A 21,609-nucleotide genomic window follows, 5' to 3' on the forward strand; every position below is an offset into this window, starting at 1 on the left:
TGTAAAAATTTTAGACATGTACACATTAACAATACTGTCATTATCTTGGCAACACCTACTGATTGTAGCAATTATCCTTTTAATTCTTTTCGGAGGAAAAAAAATTCCGGAAATGATGAGAGGTTTGGGTTCAGGTATTAAAGAATTTAAAGACTCTGTGAAAGAAGACGAAAAACCAGTAACTAAAACTGAAAATCCTACTTCGAACACAACAAACAATACCAGCAACTAATATTTTTCAGTTAAAATGAATTTTACTGACACCGCTTGGAAAATCTTCAATACATCAATTGAAGACTACCATGTTTTAGATAATATAGAAACTCCTATTAATAATACGTATCCTACTGATAGTTTGGAACGAATTTTGTATGCTAAAAATTGGATTGATACCGTTCAATGGCATTTGGAAGATATTATCAGAGATGAAAACATAGATCCCGTACATGCACTTCAACTTAAGAGAACAATCGACGCTTCTAATCAGAAGAGAACAGATTTGGTTGAGTACATAGACAGTTGGTTTCTTGATAAATACAAAAATATTACTCCAAAAACTGATGCGAAGATAAATACTGAAACTCCCGCTTGGGCAGTTGACAGACTATCTATTCTTTCGCTGAAAGTTTATCATATGTCGTTGGAAGCTCATAGAGAATCAGCTTCTGAAGAACATCGCGCAAATTGTCAAGAAAAGCTCGATGTGCTTTTGGACCAGAAACAAGATTTAACTACTTCAATAAGTCAATTGCTTACTGATATTGAGAACGGTGATGTTAAGATGAAAGTGTACAAACAAATGAAAATGTACAATGATGAAAGTCTTAACCCAATCCTTTATCAAAAGGAGCAAAAATGAAACGACTATATTTTTTCGGATTACTATTAATAATTATTATTTCCTGTGCCACAGAAAAGCCCAATGTTTCTCCGTTGTCGACCAGTTTTTACAGTGAAGCAAAAAAAGCGGAAGCAGAGGCCGGAGCGAGCAGCAGTTTTTCTATCAACATTAACGAAAATGTAAATGCTGCAGAAATTTCTAATCTGATTGCTACTTTTCCAAAATTTAAGAATACAGCATTGAACGAGGAAATAAATACTTTAAAATATTCTTTACAGAATTATTTATACGCGATTGACGCAGGTAATACTTCCGGAAAAAATAAAACCCTTAAAAGTTTAGAAAAATCTTATAAAAAAATTCAGAAGCTAAGATTTTATCTTGCAAAAGATGAAGATGCAGTTCTCAACAGATATTTGGTAAGATTAAAAACCAATGTTACTTTTATTGAAGACTCGATAAACAGTAAAAAATAACTTACAATTAAATGATTAAAATTCAGGCGGAAGCTAATGTCCCTACAGATCACGGGAATTTCCGAATGATAGCTTTTTCGGAAGAATCAAGTGATTGGATGCCTCACATGGCAATTATAGCCGAGCATACAGATTTTTCAAAACCTATCAATGTACGTTTCCATTCTGAATGTATCACAGGTGAAGTTTTTCACTCACAAAAATGCGAATGCGGACAGCAATTGGATGCAGCAATGAAATACACCCACGAAAACGGAGGAATCATTGTTTATCTGCGTCAGGAAGGAAGAAACATAGGCATCATCAATAAATTGAAAGCTTATTCGCTTCAGGAAAAAGGTTTCGATACCGTTGAAGCAAATTTAAAATTAGGATTGCCGGCTGATGACAGAAACTTCTCAGTAGCTATTGATATTTTAAATATTCTCGACGTAAAAAACATCAATCTTTTAACAAACAATCCTGAAAAGGTAAAGTTTGTAGAACAAAGTAATATCAATCTCAATTCAAGAATTCCTTTACAGATTCCAGCGAACGATTCCAGCAGAGAATATTTACAGACAAAGAAAGACTACTTCGGGCATCTTTTGGATGAACAAGATTAAATCAATTTCATTTAGATAAAAAAGCAAAGCTCTGGAATTACTTCCAGAGCTTTTTTAATTATAAAAAACTGAAAAGATTCTATTTTATTGTTGTTACTTTTGAATCATCAATGTTATAGTATTTGACAACAGCGTTATAATCACTATAATCTACAGAAGGGTTTGAACTTTTAAGAAATCCTGCTGGTACAAGAACAATTCTAAATGTTTGGTTATTATAAAATTCCGGTGTTGTTGTAACGTTATAAGTACCACTTAGGTAAATTTGAATATCATTTTTTGTAAAGTCAAAATCATAATCTAATTCTTCACCATTATTAAGATAAATGGTTTTAGGAATCTGTTCCCAAATTTTGTTACTCCCTGACAAGCCTTTTAATCTATATACTAATGCAACATCAGAATCTAACATTCCATATTGGCTAATTGACTGATTGATAAAATGCTGATCGGAAGAGCTGTTATATTGGAAACTTCTGGAGATTTCGAATACCCCAGAATATGTATCATTATCTACAGTCTGAATCACTTCATCATCATTATTATCACAGCTATATATAAAGAAACTAGCTAGAGCCAGTGTAAGAATTGGAAGAAATTTTCTCATTATTTTTAAATTTAATATTATTATTAATTACTCCGAATCAAAACATATACCAAAAAACGAAAAAACTTTGTTTCTGCTGTTTTTTTTAGTTGTATTTTTGTTCTTATTCAAAAATCATGAACAAAGTAGCTTTTCAATTACTCTTCATTTTACTGTTTATCAATTCACAAGTTTCAGCACAATATCAGCCGAAAAACACATCTCTGTCAGATCAAAAGAAAGCCCAACAATGGGTTGATAAAACCTACAATTTGCTTTCTCAGGACGAAAAACTAGGACAGTTATTTATTGTTGCATTGTACACCAATAAAGATGAAAACCATATCAATCAGGTTAGAAACATTGTCACCAATGATAAAATTGGAGGATTAATTCTGATGCAGGATGATGCCGCAAGGGAAATCAATTTAGTGAATGAATTTCAGCAAAAATCTAAAATCCCTTTGATGATTGGGATGGATGCTGAATGGGGAGTCTACCAGAGAATTGCAACAGCACATAAATTTCCTTGGGCGATGACTTTGGGAGCTATTCAGGACAAAAATCTGATTTATCAGATGGCAGCAAAAATCGCTGAAGACTGCAAAAGAATGGGTATCAATTGGGATTTCGCTCCGGTTGTAGATGTCAATACCAACCCCAACAATCCGATTATCGGAAACAGAAGCTTCGGTTCAGAAGTTTCTAATGTTACCCAATCAGCACTCTCCTATTCTAATGGTTTGCAGGACAATAATATTTTAGCCGCAATTAAGCATTTTCCGGGGCATGGTGATACGAATACCGATTCACACCTTGATCTTCCGGTGGTTTCACACAATTTAGAAAGATTAAGCTCAATAGAATTAGCACCTTTTAAAGCTTTGATGGATAAAGGAATTGGCGGTGTGATGGTTGCGCATCTTTACGTTCCAAGCTTAGAATCAGGAAAAGGGATTCCTGCATCGGTTTCAAAAAATATCATCACAGGTTTACTGAAAGAGAAATTCGGATATAAAGGTTTAATTATTACTGATGCTTTAAATATGGGAGCAGTTGCCAACAAATATAAACCAGGCGAATTAGATGCATTAGCTTTCAAAGCCGGAAACGACATCATGCTTTTCTCACAAGGAGTTGCTGAAGGTAAAAAACTCATTCAGAAAGCTATTGACAATGGTGAAATTCCTCAGGCAAGAGTGGAAGAAAGTGTAAAGAAAATTCTACTGACTAAATATTTTTTAGGCTTAAATCAATACACTCCAAAAAATCCTGAGAACGTCAACTTAGACATTAACAATGATTCTCACAAAATATTGGTTCAGAATCTTTACGCAAATGCTTTAACTTTAATAAAAGACGAAAAAAAATTACTCTCTCTAAACTGCAAAAACACTTGTTACTACGTTCCTTTGGAAGAAGCACCTTATCAGACTTTTGCAGATCAGCTCAATTTAAATTCAACAGTTATCATTAAAAAAGCTTCGGAAATAAAAACAATTCCTGCAAATTCTACTGTGATTGTTGGTTTTCATAAAGATAATTCGACGGCTTACAAACCATATAAAATTTCAGCGGAATCTAAAAAGGTTTTGGAAGATTTAGCTAAAAATCAAAATGTGATTCTCAATGTTTTTGGAAGTGCTTATGCTTTAAAGGATATAGATTTATCTAAAGTTTCTACTGTTTTGGTATCTTACGAAAACAATGATGATTCGATGACCGCAACAGCAAACGCTATCAACGGAAAAACAAAAATCTCAGGAAGACTTCCGGTTTTAGTCAATGATCAACTGAAAGCCGGAATGGGTATCACTTTAGAAGCTCCACAGTTTTCAAATCAACAGAATTCACCACATCAAAATAATTAAAGATAAACGTTTAAAGCGTTCCATCTGACAACCAAAAAATAAAATAAACAGATGAAAATAGGCATACTTTGCTACCCAACATACGGCGGAAGCGGAATCGTGGCAACAGAACTCGGGATGTCTCTTGCCAACAAAGGCTATGAGGTACACTTCATCAGTTCGGCACTTCCTGCAAGATTAGATATCACCAACCCAAATATTTTCTTTCATAAAGTCAATGTTCAGACTTATCCGCTTTTCCAATATCAGCCTTATGATATTGCATTGAGCTCAATGATTTACCGTGTGGTGAATCTTTACAAATTAGATTTGCTTCACGCACATTATGCTATTCCTTACGCTTATGCAGCGTTTACGGCAAAGCAAATGCTGAAAGAAGACAATAACGACATTCCTTTGGTGACGACACTTCACGGGACAGACATTACTTTGGTTGGACAACACCCAAGTTATAAACATGCGGTAGAATTTTCTATCAACCAGTCAGATGCGATTACTTCCGTTTCTGAAAGTCTGAAAAAAGATACCCTGCAGTTTTTTAATATTAAAAAAGAAATTCAGGTGATCACCAATTTCATCGACAATTCTGAGTTTGATGAATTGAATGAATGCCAGAGAACTCAATTTGCGAGTCCGGACGAGAAAATTCTTATTCACGTTTCCAACTTAAGACCGGTAAAGCGTGTGGAAGAAGTACTGCAAATATTTAAAAGCGTTGAAAAGAAGGTTAAATCTAAATTGATCATCATCGGTGAAGGTCCAGACATGGAAAAGGTGAATTCTTTCTTAGAAGAGAATCCGGAATTGATTTCTAAAATCCGTCTTTTAGGCAAAGTGAATGATCTTTACAGAATTTTACAACTGTCTGACGTATTCTTACTTCCTTCTGAACAGGAAAGTTTCGGTTTGGCAGCTTTGGAAGCGATGGCAGCATACACGCCTGTTATCAGTTCAAACGCCGGTGGAATTCCGGAAGTAAACATTCAGGGCGAGACAGGATTTTTAGCGGAAATCGGAAACGTAGAAGCCATGAGTAATTACACGATTAAACTTCTCAGCAACGAAGAATTATTAGCTCAAATGAAAATCAACGCAAAGGAGCAGGCGATTAAATTTGACCTGAAAAATATCCTTCCTATTTACGAGGAAATGTATAAAACGACGATTGCAAATTTTGTGAAGGAAACGGCAAAAGTTTAAATCTTCATTAAAATATAAAATAAAAATCAGGGCAATTGCTCTGATTTTTTTTGAACTTAAACTTTTCTAAAACGCTCACTAATGCTTCCGGAAAAGAAATAATTTTCACGTATTTCATTTTAATCAACTTTTCAAATTCAAATTTTTCTTAAATTAGTGGTAACACAAAACACCACCGATGAACGAAAAATTATTACAATATCTTTGGAATTTCAAAGTATTCACTCATTATAACTTCACAGATTTAGACGGAAACCCTATTGAAATAGTAGATTTTGGGAAGTGGAACAAAGATTCCGGACCGGATTTTCTGATGGCTAAAATCAAGATCAACAACGTCATATTAGCAGGAAATATAGAGTTACACGTACGATCTTCCGACTGGATTTTCCACCAGCATTCTAAAGACCCGAATTACGAGAATATCATTCTGCATGTTGTTTTTCAAAATGACGTAGACATTGATGAACTCAGTAAAAAGAATATCCCTACATTAGAATTGAGAAACCATATTGATGAAAGTATTTTCGGGAAGTATGAGAAACTGTTGAAAGAAAGTCAGTTTATTGCCTGTGAAGATCTATTTAACCCTGATAAAATTCCGGTTCATTTTCATGAAGAAAGTTTATTACAGAAACTTGAAGAGAAATCTGCCGAACTTGAAAAAGATCTTGAAATTCATAAAAACAACTATGAAGCAGTCTTATTTTACAGCCTCGCTTATTCTTTTGGATTAAAAGTAAATGCGCATCTATTTAAACAAATTGCTGAAAGTATAGATTTCAACGTTTTCAATAAAATTCGTCAGAACAAAAATCAGGTTGAAGCCTTGCTTTTTGGGATTTCAGGCTGGCTTGAAAAACCTGAAGATGAACAAATGAAAATCTGGAAAAGAGAATTTGATTTCCTAAAAGCTAAATTCGACATTTCTGACCTGAGTATTCGTCCCAAATTTTTAAGATTAAGACCACCCAACTTCCCTACCCTTCGTTTATCGCAATTGGCAGACCTTTATCATCAGCATCAAAATTTATTTTCAAAAATCATCAATGCTAAGAACACTGATGAATTGATGCATATATTTAAAGATGTAAAGGCTTCTGATTATTGGGACAATCATTTTAATTTTGGGAAAGTTTCAACTGTTAGCCAACCGAAAGTTTTAACTAAAGACTTCATTGAGTTGATTATTCTCAACAGCATTTTACCTTTAAAATACACTTATCACAAATACCACAACGAAGAAATCGCTGAAGAGATTCTGGCGTTTTACAAAGAACTTTCGGCAGAAAAAAATTCAATTGTTGATGGCTGGAAAAATTTAGGGCTAAAGATGAAAAATGCGCTGCAGACGCAAAGTTTGATTTATCATTACAAAAATTACTGCACACCAAAAAATTGCTTAAATTGCAGCATCGGATTTAAAATTTTAAAAGAAAGCAATCATGTTTGATAACCTGCGTCACAAGATGGAAAGAGAATGGTTTGGGGTACTCACAAGAATGGGCGCCAAGCTGGGAATTCCTGTTTCTAAACTGCGGATTTTCTTTATCTACTCTACTTTTGCAACTGCAGGATTTTTCTTTTTAATCTACCTCGGATTAGCTTTCACGCTTTGGATCAAAGATATTTTCATCACGAGAAGACCTAGTGTTTTTGATTTATAATTATGGAATTTTTACAGATTACTTCACCTGACGATTACCGCATAAAGCAGATTTACGACTCTTATGCTTCTAGTTTCCCTGAAGATGAAAGACGAGATTGGTACAAGTTTGTGCGTTTGTTTGAGCACCCGCAAGTGAAAGTAATTTCTGTTTTACATGAATCTGAAAACATTGGTTATCTCGTACTTTGGGAACTGAAGAATCATGTGTTCGTAGAACATTTTGAGGTTTTTGTGGAGTTCAGAAATCAAAAACTCGGTTCGCATATCACAGATTATTTATTTAAAAATCATCCGAGAATTGTTCTGGAAATTGAACCTGAACATTTGAATGAAGATTCTAAACGACGGTTTTCTTTTTACCAGAGAAACGGTTTTCATCTGATTGACGAGATGTACATTCAGCCAAGTTATGGTGAAGGTAAAAAACCGCTTGAGCTGTGGCTATTATCCAACTATCATCCGGAAAATCTTGATGAAGTGAAAGATGAAATTTATGATGTTGTTTATCATTAATTGCGATTGACTTTGCTACTCTCCGCTTAATTTATTCAGCTTAGAATATTCTACAAATGCAGTTTTTAATTCATATTCTATTTCTAAAGGTTTGAAGGTTTTTCTGAATCTTTTTGAAAGATGATTTACTCGCTCGGCGTAGTAGAGAAAATGGTCGATTCCTTCTTCATTCATACCATATTTTGTAAGAAAAGTTAGGTCGATTTCTTTTTTCACTCTACTTAAAAAATCCTGCGTTTCACCAAAAGTTGGTGCAGTAATTTTAGGAGCCGATGCTTTTTTGATTAAACGTACCGCTTCGCCGATCACTTTAATCACATTAACCTGCCCTGCATTAAAATCGTGACCTTGAAATGTTTTTGGAACTTCATTCTTCGGAATTGGAACCGACATAGGAGCTTTTATATATTCTTCCATTGAGGATTTCAACTTCGCTACTTTCCTCGAATCACTCATATGTTTATTATCTCTTTCCAAATTACCGCTCGGTTTGTATTCAATTTTCACTTCGGGAATTAAAGTTTCAGCTCTCAAAAGAACAACATTCATTTGATTATTAAAACTCTCTTTTTGATCATTTTATCCGTTCGGTAATAACTTTCTTTTATAAATCGTACTTCATCATTTTCATCAGCTTCAATCGTGAAATTTCCTGAAACATCACTTGTTGAACGGATATTTTTAGTAACATTTAAAACTAAAACAGCATTCAAATTCACATCCTGATCATCCGTAATTTTGCCGGACACTTTTTGCTGCCCGAATATTTGAGTAACGGTAAGAGAAAAAGCGGTGATAATGCTCTTGATAAAAATGGTTTTCACTTGGTGGAAGATTTTAATTGATTTGTCGTACTGTTTTTCAGTCTTTCAACATATATGGGAATCACCGTTTCTATACCCAACATTGCTCTTGACAGGTTTTTATTTTTAACAGCTGATTCTACGTCAGGCTTAATAATAAAACTAAATTCTAAAAACTCAGAAATTCTTTCTGCCGGAATCTCAGAATCTACAAAATACTCATCATCAATCCTCTTACGAATCCAGCTGATCTTATCTTGTACATCTTCATATTTGTACCATCTTTTCTGCTTTCTTGCTTTACCACTGATTAAATCATAGACTGCCTGCACATTTACAGATCCGAAAGCTGCTGCTATGAGAACTTTTTTTAATTCTGCAGGAACTTCTCTTGGCTTTTCAGGAGGTTTTGGAAGTCCTATATTTTCCTGAAGTTTTGCAACCTTGTCTTCTTTCGCAAGCCTTTTCGAATCTTTATTTAAATCTCCTGTAAGATTCAAAATTTCAACTTCTTTTATCTCTTCCGGGATTCTAATTAGAACAACATTTAATGAGGAATTATAATCAAAAATACGTTTTGCAGCTCTTTCATAACCCGCTTTTGAAAATCTGATTTCGTCATTTAAACAAGCTTCAATTTCAAAATTTCCAGCAGCATCACTATACGTTTTTTTATCATTAGAAATATTGACCACCAAAACTTGAGTGATCACCATATCATTTTCGCTGATTATTTTGCCTGAAATTTTCTGTTGTGAAAACAAATTACTAAGAACAAAGAAAATAAGAATCAAAAAAAATATTTTAAAAAAATATGATTTCATCACCTTCTATTTTTGTGTTAGTGGCGTTTTATAAGATAAAATCCTCGTTAAAACGGCTCTTTGAAATCTCATCAAATCGGCATCACTGACAAAACCGTATTTTAAAATACTTCTTCGTTCAAAACCGCCAGCCAATACATAGCTAATGAAATGTTGAACCTGGGAATTTTCTATTTTTAAATCATTGAAATACTCATAACCCAAAGCACTTACCAAATACTTCATAAAATCGATATCGTCCCATTTATCTTTAACTTTCCCGATTGCAAAGCCTTGTCCTTTCGGCTGTACAAACTCGCCGGGTCTTGCAGCAAGAATTCTCGGGTCAGATTTTTGCTTTATGTAAATCGCCAGATCTTTTTCAGTTTCTCAACCTTTCTTGGAGGGTTTAACGTCTTCGTATCGATTTTCAAATCACCGGTCAAAGCTTTTTTAATTTCAACTTCATCAATCAGTTGTGCAGATCTTGTCAACTTAATATTGATGGGTGAAGCAATATTTTCTTTGGTAACACTTGCATTGACTCTGTCATAACCGATTTTGATGAAACGTAGATTATCGCCTTGTCTTCCCGAGATCATAAAATGTCCGTCTCGATTGGTTTCCACGCGTTCATCTGTTCTTATGTTGATAACCGTAACGTCAGGCATTTCTATATTTTCTTCAGAAATTACCTTCCCAAAAATATATTCCTGAGCATTGATGCTGACAAAGAAAAATAAGGATAGAATAAAGAGTAATTTTAATTTCACAGATTATTGTTTTATAGGGCAAAACTAAAGTAATTTTTGTTGAATTTCAGAAGTTTAACCACCGTTAACGCTTTTAGTATTATTTTTTGAATTTTTCTTTTTGAAACTGTTAAAAACCAATCTTTAATTGTTAAAATTTCATTTATATTTTAATTAAATTGCAGACTCAATCTCTGCAAAACATGAACAATTCTTACACGGTCATCAATGCCTCTGCTGGCTCCGGGAAAACCTATGCACTCGTGCAGCGGCTTCTGATGATTTGTCTGCGATATCCCAATCAGCAGCATTCTATTCGCAATATTTTGGCGTTGACGTTCACCAACAAAGCAGCGAATGAGATGAAAGAAAGAATTTTGTCGTGGTTGGGAAATTTTACCGCAGACAATTATGCTGATAATGCAGATTTAAAAAATATTCAGACCGCTTTTGAAAGTGAAGGCATAAAAATTACGATTGATGAACTTCATTTCAGATCAAAAAAATTGCTCGATTACGTTCTTCATAATTATTCAACATTAAATATCGGGACTATTGACCGTTTCAACTCTCGGTTGGTCCGAAGCTTTTCTTATGAATTAGGCTTAGCTAAAAATTTTAATCTTGAAATTGACGCAGAACCATTTCTGATTGAAGCAGTTGACAAAATGCTCGACCAGATTGGAGAAAACGACAGCATTTCAAATTCCTTTATGGATTATGTGGATTATAGTCTTGAGAATAATGAGCGAATTAATTTAAATAAAAACCTTTACGATTCTGCAAAAGAATTTGTAAAAGATATTCATTACGAGCATCTTAAAAACAATAAGAGTTTCGATGACAGCAAATACGAAGACATTAAAAATACGCTTCGAAAAGAAATTGTCACCAATAAAAAACGTTCAGTAGAAATTGCAACACAGTCTATCGAACTTTTCAAATCAAAAAATATTGAAGTTGAAGATTTTTCTCAAGGCAAAAATGGGATTGGCGGGTTTTTCACTAAAATTATAGATTTCTATAGCAAAAAAAGACCTGGATTTCCTTTTCCAACAAATGAAGAAAGTGCTTTAAACAATATTCAAAAAGGAGCGGCAGCAAAATCAAAACATAAAGAGTCCGAGATTTTTGAAATTCTCGAGCAGCTTTTGGAAAACAGAATGCAGTTGATCCTTTTATTTATTGAAACTCAGAAAAAGGAGAAAATTCTTTCAGCTTTGCTTCCTTTAAAAGTTAATAAAGACATTCAGGATGAATTGAAAAAAATTGAGGACGAAAATGATTTGGTTCTTCTTTCTAAATTTAACATCCTCATCAACGAAAATCTAAAGAATGAACCGTCAGCTTTTATTTATGAAAAAGTAGGTTCGCAGTTTCAGCATTATTTCTTTGATGAATTTCAGGATACATCAGAACTCCAGTGGCAGAATTTCATGCCGTTGAGAGATCACAGTGTTTCTACAGAAAATACTTCATTCACATTGGTTGGCGACCCGAAACAGAGTATTTACCGTTTCAGAGGGGGAGAAAGTAAATTAATGCTTGATATTATCAATAAAAAAGAAATTTCTCCTAAAGAAGCTGAATTATTGGTCTTAAAGGACAATTGGCGAAGTGCGAAGAATATCGTTCAGTTTAATAATGAGCTTTATCAATTTCACTCAATCGATTTAGAAGAAGAGCATAAAAATATTTTTGGAGTTGATGCTGAGCAGAATTCAAAATCTAAAATCGAGGGTCGCGTAAAAGTTAGTTTAATTGAAAACCTTACAAAAGAAGATTTTTACAATGATGTTTCTGAGAAAATGCAGAAAGATATTCAGGAATGTCTTGACAACGGATTTAGATTTTCAGACATCACGATTTTATGCCGTGGTAACTTTGACATTTTCAGTTATTCTCAGAAATTAGGTAATTTAAAAGTAAACTATAGAGGTGAAGAAACGAATATCAAAACTATTTCCGACAAAGGTTTAACGTTAGAATTATCAAATACTCTGCAGGCGGTCATTCAGTTTTTGAGATGGGAAACCAATCCGAAAAACAAACCTCATTTGATCATGCTGATGTTTTATCTGAACCGTTTGGGCAGAATTACGATGACAGATTTCAGTTTAGATATTAAAGAAATTCTTGGGATCAATACTCATGAAGAAATTTTAGAATTTATTCAAAACAAATATGCTTTAAAACTGAAACAGGATAACTTCCCGAAATTTAATCTCTACAATTTTGTTGAATACTACATTAACGAATTTGCTGTTGAAAATAAGGAAACAGACTTCCTTTTAAATTTCCTTGAAATGCTTTTCAATTTCACTCAAAATGCAGGTGCAAGTACGAAAGAATTTTTGAAATACTGGGACGAAGAAGCCTCAAAACACACCATTCAGGCATCTGAAAATATTGATGCTATTCAGATTATGACCATTCATAAAGCGAAAGGTCTGGAATTTCCGGTGGTTTTTATTCCTTTGGAAAACAAAAACTCTGACAGTCAGTTTAATAATTGGTTTGATACCGACGACGATGAAGCCCTGAAGTCAGTGAACATTAATCAGTTTAATAAAAATCTTGAAGCCTACGACCCTGAAATTGAAAAATTTAACCAAATCAATTCCTACAAAAATTTCGTAGACCGACTTTGCCTACAATATGTTGCGACCACAAGACCTGTGGAACAACTTTTCTTTTATCTTCAAAAAGCCAATAAAACCTCAAATAACCTCGAGATTTTAGAATTTATTCAATCTAAAAATGTTGAAAATTTGGATGAGTTTGATTTGTATGAAACAAAACCTGAAATGCTGGTAAAACACACCAAACACAAAACTTCATCTTACAAAACCAAAGACATAGAGAATCTGAGTAGCAAGCACGAAAAAAGCACTTCTATCAAAATTGCGACGCCTTCGAAAACCTACCAGGAAAGAAATAAAAAAGTGCGAACCGGAATTTTTGTCCACGAATTATTATCTAAAATAAATACTGAAAAAGACATCGAAAAAGTATTAGAAGCTTACACTTTGGAAGGTCAGATTACTTTAGAGGAAAAGGAAGATATTCACCTCGCTTTAAAAGAAATTATCACAAAACATTCTGAATTTTTTGATGAAAAATGGGAAGTGATTAACGAAAAAGACATCATGATTTCCGAAAGAGGAATCAGTAAGATTTACCGTCCAGACCGTATCTTAAAAGGCGACGAAGGTTGTATTATTGTAGATTTTAAAACCGGGCAAGAATCTGAAAAGAATGAAAAACAGATTGAAACGTATAAAGCTGTACTGGAGAGTTTGGGAATGAAAGTTTTGAAGACGCAGTTGATTTATTTGTAACCTGATTTCCAAATTACCTTACAAAGTATCGGCGGCACCTTTGGTGCCGCCGATACTATTTTATATTCCTAAATAAACTAAGCCTTCGTATCTGGTACAAAAACTCTCTGTGACAGCTCTTGATCAAATAGATATAAAGCTGATGGATTATCACAAACCATTTTAATTTTGGTTACATACTGAGATGCACTCGCTTCCTCTTCCACTTGCTCGTTGATGAACCATTGTAAGAAAGAAGTTGTTGCGAAATCTCCCTCATCATTTGCATTTTTTACGATATTAAAAATACTCTTTGTTACTTTTTTTTCATGCTCTAGAGCTTTTTCAAAAATATCAACTGCATCATTAAATTCATAAGGTGGTTTTGCAATTTCACCAATGATGATTTGACCTCCTACATCGTTTAGAAAATCAAACATTTTATCTGCATGCATCAATTCTTCTTTACATTGAACTCTGAAGTAATTGGCAATTCCATCAAGATCTTTTGCAGAAAACCATGCAGACATTGAAAGATAATATTGAGCAGCATATTGCTCGTGAGCTATTTGTTCGTTTATTAACTGTGCTATTTTTTCGCTTACCATAATAAAAATTTATACTCAAAATTACGCATTATAAGGCGAATTGAAAAGTTTTCAGCCAAATTTAGATTTAGATTGAATACAAAAAAGGATGGAATTGCTTCCACCCTCTAACATTAAAAAATCAAAATTATAAACTATCAGTTTACTTGGGCTTGAGGTGCTGGTTTCAAACCATGTCTCATTTTTCTATCACCCTTAAAACCTTTTTCTTTCATCATCGCTCTTCTTTCTTCCATTTTTGCTTTTTTTCCGGCTTGCCATTTATCATATTGTTCCGGCGAAAGAATCTTTTTCATATCATTATCCATCTGCTGTCTTTTTGCCTTCATCTGTTCCATTCTCGCTTGTCTCTGCTCTTTATTTTTTTCGAAGTCATTCTTCATTTCAGCTTTTCTTTTTTCATGAAGACCTTTGATTTGAGCAATTTGACTTTGATTTAAATTCAGCTCTTTCTGCATTTCAGCCATTCTTTCCTGCTCTTTTTGCTGCATCTTCTGCTTCATTTCCTCTCTGCTTATTTTTTTATCCTGAGGAACCTGTTGAGCCATTGCAAAACTTCCCATTCCGATAAACGCTATTGCTAATACTAATTTTTTCATTTGTTTTAAATTAATTAATTGGTTCGTTATATCTGTTTGATATGCATTTTTAAGTAAAGTTAAATGAGTAATTCATAAAAAATGTTAAACTTTAATATTAATATTTTTATAATTTATATTAAATAAAAGGAGATTAGGTAATAAAACCCAATCTCCACACCACTCAAATATAATATATGAAAACTAATTTCTGACTAAGCTGTTTCTGAATCCACCTGAACTCCTTCCTTCACCTCCACTATTTTGTTGTCTTGGTGTGCTATTTTGTCTTGGGCTGGCACTTTCGATTCTTTGCTGAGATCTGAATCCTCCGTTTCCTCTTGTACCATTATTTTCAGACCTTCTCGGTTCAGCAGCTCTCGGTGTACTCGCTTCGGATTTATTATTATTTCTAAATCCACCGCCGGCATTTTCGTTTCCTCTCACTCCACCATTTCCGTTATTACCTCTTACGCTGTTATTACCTCGAACTCCATTATCAGAATTTCTGAAACCACCACTATTTCCATTATTTCCTCTCACTGCATTATTTTGGTTTCTGAATCCACCGGAATTATTGTTATTTCCATCTCTGAATCCTGAGTTTCTAACCACATTCAAGGTAGGATTATCATTTCTTCTGAAACTATTTCTGTCAACTCTGTAAACATTAATATTTACATTTCTGTATCTTGGCATTACCCTAAACCTCGGTGAATAATACGTTCTTCTATAGTTTTGGAAATAAACAATCGGACTTTGTCTGTGGTAATAATTGTTTTGGAAAACTACAAACACTCTTGGTCCTAAAATTCTTTCCATGGCATAGAATCTGTCATAATACCATCTGTCCGGGTTATATCTGTAAAAATTATTCCATCCGGAAAAGCTTGAGTACAGGTTGTTCAAATATAAAATCTGATCAATTTGCCAACGGTTTAATCTATTTTGCTGGAAGAAAACATTCCAATTAATATTGACAATACTGTTTCTATAATCGCTGTACTGACTCTGATAATAATCTTGAGGATAATAATCCTGAGGATAATTGTAATAATAATCGTCCGGGAAATAGTTTTGATCATCCTGATCAGAGTAATATCCGTCATTATTTCCGTAACCATCATTGTATCCGTTGTTTGGATATTGCTGAGCAAACGACAAAGTCGCTAAAGTCAAAGCAAATCCCAAAAGTATTTTTTCATTTCTATAAGCATTAATTGGTTAATTGTTCAGAACTCTCATTCTTGTCTTTTGGATGTAAAGAAAAAAAAGAAGTTAAACCCTAAAGTAAAACTTCTTTCACAAATATCTTAATCAGCTGATAATCAATAACATTATTTTCATTAAGCACGACCACTGTCTTTGATCCAATCTGAAATTTTATGGTTGAAAGATGTATTTCCCGTTAAATTTTCTACATTTAAATGCATTCTGTATCGCCAATAATGAGGAAATACTGAAGGATTATTAATTCTCTCATCGTCCATATTGGGATTCGTCAATTTTTCATCTGTTGCAAAGAATTCCTGAATCGGAAAAATTGCAAGCATCGCATCATTGTACAGATGTTGTTTCATAATGATTTCAGCCAAATGAGGTTCTAAATTCTCAGGAGCTTTACCATACTGCATCAATTGCTGATTATAAAATCGCTGAGTTAATTCAGCATTTTCTTTCCACCACTGTCGCAACGTTGAGCTGTCGTGAGATGAAGCTGTGACCACATTCAGATAACCTGCATTTTTAGGATTGTAAAAAGGAATCTGTTCTGATGGCATTCTCTGAACTTTCAAAGCAACAATCGCCAATTCATCCATCACTTCAGGAACACAATCCGGAACCATTCCTAAATCTTCTCCGCAAATCAACATTTTTGTAGAGTTTAAAATGACCGGAAGCTTTTCCATTGCCTTTTCTTTCCACATAAAATCTTGTCTCTTGAAGAAATAATCCTGATACAATTCATAAATTGCCTTTTTCTCCCAATCTGAAAGATATTTATACGATTCAGTTTTAAATGCATTAAATCTCGGATGATACACCGTTTGCTCATCTCTTTCCTCAGTTAAAAACAAAACATTGGCACAAAGCGCAATCAATTGTTCTTCTATAGAACCCGCAGTTTTTTTCTTGAAATAGTCTGCAAGCTTTCTTTGAGTATCAAATTCTTCTTTGAATGAATACGTTCCGTCTAAATTATTATTTAAAAATTCTAAAGCCTTATTACTTTGCTCTCCGAAATAATTCCAAAGAATCATATCGTTGATAAACGGTTTACAGTATCTGTCGAAATCAAAAGGAATATGCCTTGCTTTAAATTCTTCCAAGACAACAGGAATAGCCGGGTAAAAATACCCTAAAATCCCTTGCGTTGCAGAAATCGGCATCCTCCAGATTCTGAAAAACCCGAGAATATGGTCAATTCTCATCGCATCAAAATATTGCTCCAAGGCTTTGAATCTGTTTTTCCACCATTGGAAATCGTCAGCTTTCATGGCATCCCAATCATAAGTCGGGAATTCCCAGTTTTGCCCAAGTTCTGTAAACTGATCTGGCGGTGCACCGGCCTGAAAATCCATTCCGAATAATTCTGGCTCAGTCCATGCTTCTACAGAATGTCTGTAAATACCTATTGGTAAATCTCCCTTTAAAGAAACTCCTAAACTATGAATATAGTCGACAGCATCTTTCAGTTGTTGATGAAGTTGAAACTGTACCCAAGCATGCAACATTGAAGCGTCATAATCTTTACTTTTAACAGAGAAAAAAGGAGCTATTTTTCCGGCGATGTATTTCTTATGAGTTTTCCAATTGTTGAAATTCGGTGTTTTATATTTATCTCTCAACACACAGAAAGCAGAATAAGGTAAAAGCCAGCTTTCATTATCTTTCAAGAACTTTTTAAAGTTTCGGTCTTTATAAATTTTTTCTTTTTCGAGATTAAAAACTGCTTTCAGATATTTCCATTTAGAAGAAATCATCTTTTCATAATCAATTAACTCCAAAGAATTTAATTCCGCTTTTTCAGCTTTAAATTCTTCAACTAATTCTTTAGGTAATTTGTAATCTAAATTTTGAATTGAAATATACTGCGGATGTAAAGCATACACAGAAACTGCAGCATAAGGATAAGAATCTGTCCAAGAATAGTTTGCGGTGGTATCATTAATTGGTAAAATCTGAATAATTCCTAATGAAGTTTCATCGGCCCAATCAGCCAGTTTTTTTAAATCTGAAAATTCACCTACTCCAAAACCATCTTCACTTCGCAAAGAGAATACAGGAATAGCAACTCCCGCATCGTGGTACATTTGATAAGATTTAAATTTAAAATAATGATCTGCACAAATTTGCAAAACATCTTTCTGAAGATTAGGAATCGTGTACCTGTTTTCTCCACTTTCTACATCAAAAACTTTTCCTGCAACTTTATCAAAAATTGCATATTTATATTGAATTAAATGATTTTCAGAAATCTCTACAGATGTTTCCCAAATACCAAAATCGGTTTGAGAAAGATGAACGGCTTTGTTGTAATCCCAATTCCCCAAAGATTCTGCATTTCCAAACAAAACAATTTCCCAGTTAGGGTTATAAACAGGCGCTTCAATTCTGAATAAATGACTATGCTTCTTAAGAACAGATAACTTTTTCGGAACAAACTGATTCAGTTTATTATGTAATATTTTGTTGTTGAGATAATTTTCAGGAAAATTTTTGTTGTTCCACTGATCAAAAATCAAAAACTCTTTGTAGTTATGAGGAAAACCTAATTCATGCGAAACAAATTCTTGTCTTACGACATTATTTTTATCGTCAACAAGCTGATAATGGTAAGAAATTGATTTTGAAAAATAATCTACTTCACTTTTCCAAAAGCCATCTTCTGTATAAAACATGGCGTGAATTTTAGACGCATTGCCATTTTCGCTAATCACCAACTGCAGATTTTCACCAACTTTTGCACGATAGCCAACGTTAAAATATAATTTCATCTATCTATTTTTTTATAAAAATACAGTTTTAAAATTGAAATACAAATGGTTACAATATCAAATAATCATTAAAAAAACCTTTTTCAAGTCTGAAAAAAGGTTCTTCTAATCATTTAAAAAATCAAAATTTATTCTGTTACAAGAATTTTTTTATTCAATAAAGCTTTACCAGCTTCATTTGTAATATTGACGAGGTATGAACCACTTACTAAATTTTTAAGATCAACCTGCTGGTTTAATTGACCATCTTTTACAGATAATCTCTGCGTCAAAACAGCTTTTCCTGACAGATCAAAAACATTTACTTTGATGTTTCCATTTACCGATTTGTCATTCACATTAACGTAGATGAAATGCTCGTCAACTTTCGTCGGATATACATCTAAATTAGCAAAAACAGTTGCAGAAGCTGCTCTGTCATTGACAAAATACTTACTTGCTAAATCGTAAATATGCAGGTTAGTTTCGCCCGGAAGTTGTTTTGCTTCAAGATTGTCAAGGCTTAGCTCGTATAATGCAGCTCCTTTTGCACTTGCAATCACCACTTTACCTTTAGAATTCACGGCTGCTCCGTTTACAGAATATGTTTCAGGAAGCCCTGATATTTTGCCTACAAATTTTGCCTTTAATTCTTTAGTTGAAACTTTAAAAACGTTTCCTGCAGTTGAGAATACATAGAAATTATTATCTCCGTCAGCAATCATATCTCCGCCAAATCCGGTTTCCATAGCTGTGAAAGAATTCTTCCCATTTGCAGCATCATCTTTGATAATTCCAAGGTCGTTTACAATGTACTGATTGTTCTTTTTACTAATCTGAATAAACTGTGTTCCAGCATTGTTGATGGCATAAATATTTCCATCATAACCGGTGGTCATTCGGGTAATGTGAGAATTGATATCACAAGATGTTACTGTGGCAGCCTTATTTTCTACCAATGTAATTTCCTTCGTTTTTTGATTTAAAACGTAAACATTAGAGGAAAACATCGGCATATATACCAAATTATTACCAGAAGAATCATAAGCCAAAGCTGCCAAAGTCATCGACTGAGCATGGTTGTATGACGTTTTATCTTCTGTAACTGCTGCTTTTCTTTCCTGAGAAATTACATGGGCTTCAGAAGAAACACCAAAAATACTTTGACCGGAAGTTCCGTCACCATTCATTGCGCGGAAATCGCTGAACTCAATTCTTGGAGAATCTTTACCTGCCAGCGCAAAAAAATCTTGCTGTGCATTAACTGTATTTCCAAGTAATAAGAGAAGAATAGGGAATAAATGTTTTTTCATATGATAAATATTTTATTTGTAATTGTTTTAGTGTTACTAAGTTAAACATTTTTTTAAATTGCTTTTTAAAATTATTTTCAAAATTTATCCTACAATTTAAAACATAAAAAAACTCTCGCAAATTTTGCAAATCAAGCAGAAAATTTTGTTTAAAAATCTGCGTAATCTGTAAAATCTGCGAGAGATATAATTTGATAAACTTTTCCTAATTCAAAACATAAGAAGTTCCGTCTCTGCCGTCTTTCAGCTCAATACCTTCAGCCAAAAGCTTGTCTCTGATTTGGTCTGAAAGTTCAAAGTTTTTAGATTTTCTAGCCTGATTTCTCAGTTCGATTAAAACTTGCAAAGTTTGGTCTAACTTTTCATTATTGTTTTCCTCAATTGCTTGAAGACCTAATACATCAAATATCAAAGCATTTAAAGTTGATTTTAACTCTGCTAAATCTTCAGTTGAAACCGTTTCTTTTTCATCTTTTAAAGCAAAAATAAATTTTACGGCTTCAAATAAATGCGCAATCAAAACTGGTGAATTGAAATCATCTGTTAAAGCGTCATAAGCCTTGGTTTTCCATTCTTTAAGATTAAAACCAGATTCTTTCTGGTCATTTGGAGTAATTGAATTTAATATTTTAATTGCCTCCATTAATCTTGTAAATCCTTTTTCGCTGGCGATCATTGCGTCATTAGAAATATCTAAAACACTTCTATAATGTGCCTGTAGAAAGCAGAAACGAACGATTGTAGGATGAAAAGGTTTTTCGAAGAAATCATTATCTCCTGAAACCAATTGTTTAGGTAAAATATAATTCCCTGTAGACTTACTCATACGCTGAGAATTCATCGTCAGCATATTGGCGTGCATCCAGTAATTCACCGGTTCTACATCGTTGCAAGCTTTCCCTTGTGCTATTTCACATTCGTGGTGAGGGAATTTCAAATCCATTCCACCACCGTGAATGTCGAATTTGTCACCAAGATACTTCGTACTCATTGCTGTACATTCAAGATGCCATCCGGGGAAACCTTCTCCCCAAGGTGAATTCCAACGCATGATATGTGCTGGGGAAGCTTTTTTCCAAAGCGCAAAATCCTGTGGGTTTTTCTTTTCCCCTTGTCCGTCAAGATCTCTTGTATTTGCAAAAAGTTCTTCAATATTACGCTTTGACAGTTCGCCGTAGTTCAGCCCTCTTTTATTGTACTCTAAAACATCAAAATAAACCGAACCGTTACTTTCGTAAGCAAAACCTTTTTCGATTAATTTCTGAGTCAATTCGATTTGTTCTACAATGTGACCTGTTGCTGTAGGTTCAATATTCGGAGGAAGAAGATTAAACATCTCCAAAACTTTATGAAAATCAACAGTGTATTTTTGAACGATTTCCATAGGTTCTAATTTCTCCAGACGAGTTTGTTTAACAAAACGGTCGTTGTTGACGTCACCATCATCCGTTAAATGTCCTGCATCAGTAATATTTCTTACATATCGTACTTTGTAGCCCAAATGCATTAAGCTTCTGTAGATAAAATCAAAAGAAAGGAAAGTTCGCACATTTCCTAAATGCACATTGCTGTAAACCGTCGGTCCACAAACGTACATTCCTACATTTCCTTCTAAAATTGGATTGAATATTTCTTTTTCCGCTGTAAGCGAATTGTATATTTTTAGTTGCATCGTTTTTGTTTTTGATGTAATG

The 21,609-nt window shown here is 33.8% G+C and carries 22 protein-coding genes; 10 read left to right on the forward strand and 12 right to left on the reverse strand.

Going from position 1 to position 21,609, the window contains the following annotated elements:
* Positions 1–16 precede the first annotated feature (16 nt).
* From EAG08_RS08320 to ribA, 4 genes are read left to right on the forward strand one after another with little or no spacing between them, the layout of a single operon-like run.
* Positions 17–232, forward strand: coding sequence for a twin-arginine translocase TatA/TatE family subunit (locus EAG08_RS08320; RefSeq protein ID WP_129535039.1), 216 nt, complete (start codon positions 17–19; stop codon positions 230–232).
* 15 nt (positions 233–247) lie between these two features.
* On the forward strand, positions 248–859 hold the full coding sequence (locus EAG08_RS08325; protein WP_129535040.1) for a DUF4254 domain-containing protein: 612 nt from the start codon (positions 248–250) through the stop codon (positions 857–859).
* Positions 856–1,317, forward strand: coding sequence for a hypothetical protein (locus EAG08_RS08330; protein ID WP_129535041.1), 462 nt, complete (start codon positions 856–858; stop codon positions 1,315–1,317). The genes EAG08_RS08325 and EAG08_RS08330 overlap by 4 nt, the downstream gene beginning before the upstream one ends.
* 11 nt (positions 1,318–1,328) lie before the next feature.
* Positions 1,329–1,922, forward strand: a complete 594-nt coding sequence (gene ribA, locus EAG08_RS08335; protein WP_129535042.1) for a GTP cyclohydrolase II — start codon at positions 1,329–1,331, stop codon at positions 1,920–1,922.
* Between the two features lie 79 nt (positions 1,923–2,001).
* On the opposite strand, the gene EAG08_RS08340 is transcribed toward ribA, so the two are convergent.
* Complete coding sequence (locus EAG08_RS08340) at positions 2,002–2,529, reverse strand: hypothetical protein (RefSeq protein ID WP_129535043.1); 528 nt, start codon at positions 2,527–2,529, stop codon at positions 2,002–2,004.
* A 116-nt stretch (positions 2,530–2,645) separates the two neighbouring features.
* On the opposite strand from EAG08_RS08340, the gene EAG08_RS08345 reads away from it, so the two are divergent.
* The 5 genes from EAG08_RS08345 (at position 2,646) to EAG08_RS08365 (ending at position 7,761) form a co-directional block, all read left to right on the forward strand.
* Positions 2,646–4,379 (forward strand): glycoside hydrolase family 3 protein, encoded by a 1,734-nt coding sequence (locus tag EAG08_RS08345; protein ID WP_129535044.1) that lies wholly within the window; start codon positions 2,646–2,648, stop codon positions 4,377–4,379.
* Positions 4,380–4,430: 51 nt separating this feature from the next.
* Positions 4,431–5,579 (forward strand): N-acetyl-alpha-D-glucosaminyl L-malate synthase BshA, encoded by a 1,149-nt coding sequence (gene bshA / locus EAG08_RS08350; protein ID WP_129535045.1) that lies wholly within the window; start codon positions 4,431–4,433, stop codon positions 5,577–5,579.
* Between the two features lie 178 nt (positions 5,580–5,757).
* Positions 5,758–7,032, forward strand: a complete 1,275-nt coding sequence (locus EAG08_RS08355; protein WP_129535046.1) for a DUF2851 family protein — start codon at positions 5,758–5,760, stop codon at positions 7,030–7,032.
* Positions 7,025–7,246, forward strand: a complete 222-nt coding sequence (locus tag EAG08_RS08360; RefSeq protein ID WP_079463842.1) for a PspC family transcriptional regulator — start codon at positions 7,025–7,027, stop codon at positions 7,244–7,246. The genes EAG08_RS08355 and EAG08_RS08360 overlap by 8 nt, the downstream gene beginning before the upstream one ends.
* Positions 7,247–7,248: 2 nt before the next feature.
* Positions 7,249–7,761 (forward strand): GNAT family N-acetyltransferase, encoded by a 513-nt coding sequence (locus EAG08_RS08365; protein WP_129535047.1) that lies wholly within the window; start codon positions 7,249–7,251, stop codon positions 7,759–7,761.
* Positions 7,762–7,776: 15 nt separating this feature from the next.
* Here the strand turns inward: EAG08_RS08365 and EAG08_RS08370 are convergent, their stop codons facing one another.
* The 5 genes from EAG08_RS08370 to EAG08_RS21995 all read right to left on the reverse strand — a co-directional run bounded on the left by EAG08_RS08370 (position 7,777) and on the right by EAG08_RS21995 (position 10,140).
* Positions 7,777–8,310 carry a hypothetical protein gene (locus tag EAG08_RS08370; RefSeq protein WP_228446827.1) on the reverse strand — a complete coding sequence of 178 codons (534 nt, stop codon included), beginning with the start codon at positions 8,308–8,310 and terminating at the stop codon, positions 7,777–7,779.
* Positions 8,307–8,585 (reverse strand): hypothetical protein, encoded by a 279-nt coding sequence (locus EAG08_RS21985; RefSeq protein WP_228446828.1) that lies wholly within the window; start codon positions 8,583–8,585, stop codon positions 8,307–8,309. The genes EAG08_RS08370 and EAG08_RS21985 overlap by 4 nt, the downstream gene beginning before the upstream one ends.
* Positions 8,582–9,388 carry a carboxypeptidase regulatory-like domain-containing protein gene (locus EAG08_RS08375; protein ID WP_228446829.1) on the reverse strand — a complete coding sequence of 269 codons (807 nt, stop codon included), beginning with the start codon at positions 9,386–9,388 and terminating at the stop codon, positions 8,582–8,584. The genes EAG08_RS21985 and EAG08_RS08375 overlap by 4 nt, the downstream gene beginning before the upstream one ends.
* A 6-nt stretch (positions 9,389–9,394) precedes the next feature.
* Complete coding sequence (locus tag EAG08_RS21990) at positions 9,395–9,613, reverse strand: hypothetical protein (RefSeq protein WP_228446830.1); 219 nt, start codon at positions 9,611–9,613, stop codon at positions 9,395–9,397.
* 113 nt (positions 9,614–9,726) lie between these two features.
* A complete protein-coding gene (locus tag EAG08_RS21995; protein ID WP_228446831.1) occupies positions 9,727–10,140 on the reverse strand; it encodes a carboxypeptidase-like regulatory domain-containing protein in 414 nt (137 codons plus the stop codon).
* Positions 10,141–10,322: 182 nt separating this feature from the next.
* Between EAG08_RS21995 and EAG08_RS08385 the strand changes: the two genes are divergently transcribed.
* Positions 10,323–13,460 carry a UvrD-helicase domain-containing protein gene (locus EAG08_RS08385; protein WP_129535048.1) on the forward strand — a complete coding sequence of 1,046 codons (3,138 nt, stop codon included), beginning with the start codon at positions 10,323–10,325 and terminating at the stop codon, positions 13,458–13,460.
* A 77-nt stretch (positions 13,461–13,537) separates the two neighbouring features.
* Here EAG08_RS08385 and EAG08_RS08390 read toward each other — a convergent pair whose 3' ends face one another.
* The 6 genes from EAG08_RS08390 to cysS all read right to left on the reverse strand — a co-directional run bounded on the left by EAG08_RS08390 (position 13,538) and on the right by cysS (position 21,587).
* Positions 13,538–14,047 (reverse strand): ferritin, encoded by a 510-nt coding sequence (locus tag EAG08_RS08390; protein ID WP_129535049.1) that lies wholly within the window; start codon positions 14,045–14,047, stop codon positions 13,538–13,540.
* Positions 14,048–14,184: 137 nt separating this feature from the next.
* Entirely contained in the window at positions 14,185–14,646 is a 462-nt protein-coding gene (locus EAG08_RS08395; RefSeq protein WP_185145189.1) for a hypothetical protein, read from the reverse strand.
* 183 nt (positions 14,647–14,829) lie between these two features.
* On the reverse strand, positions 14,830–15,816 hold the full coding sequence (locus EAG08_RS08400) for a hypothetical protein (RefSeq protein ID WP_228446833.1): 987 nt from the start codon (positions 15,814–15,816) through the stop codon (positions 14,830–14,832).
* A gap of 155 nt (positions 15,817–15,971) precedes the next feature.
* On the reverse strand, positions 15,972–18,623 hold the full coding sequence (locus tag EAG08_RS08405; protein WP_129535051.1) for a 4-alpha-glucanotransferase: 2,652 nt from the start codon (positions 18,621–18,623) through the stop codon (positions 15,972–15,974).
* Between the two features lie 128 nt (positions 18,624–18,751).
* Positions 18,752–19,915 (reverse strand): T9SS type A sorting domain-containing protein, encoded by a 1,164-nt coding sequence (locus EAG08_RS08410; RefSeq protein ID WP_129535052.1) that lies wholly within the window; start codon positions 19,913–19,915, stop codon positions 18,752–18,754.
* Between the two features lie 205 nt (positions 19,916–20,120).
* Positions 20,121–21,587: a cysteine--tRNA ligase gene (gene cysS, locus EAG08_RS08415; protein WP_129535053.1), complete on the reverse strand. Its 1,467-nt coding sequence runs from the start codon at positions 21,585–21,587 to the stop codon at positions 20,121–20,123.
* Positions 21,588–21,609 lie beyond the last annotated feature (22 nt).

Source organism: Chryseobacterium sp. 3008163, assembly GCF_003669035.1.
Classification (GTDB): Bacteria; Bacteroidota; Bacteroidia; order Flavobacteriales; family Weeksellaceae; genus Chryseobacterium.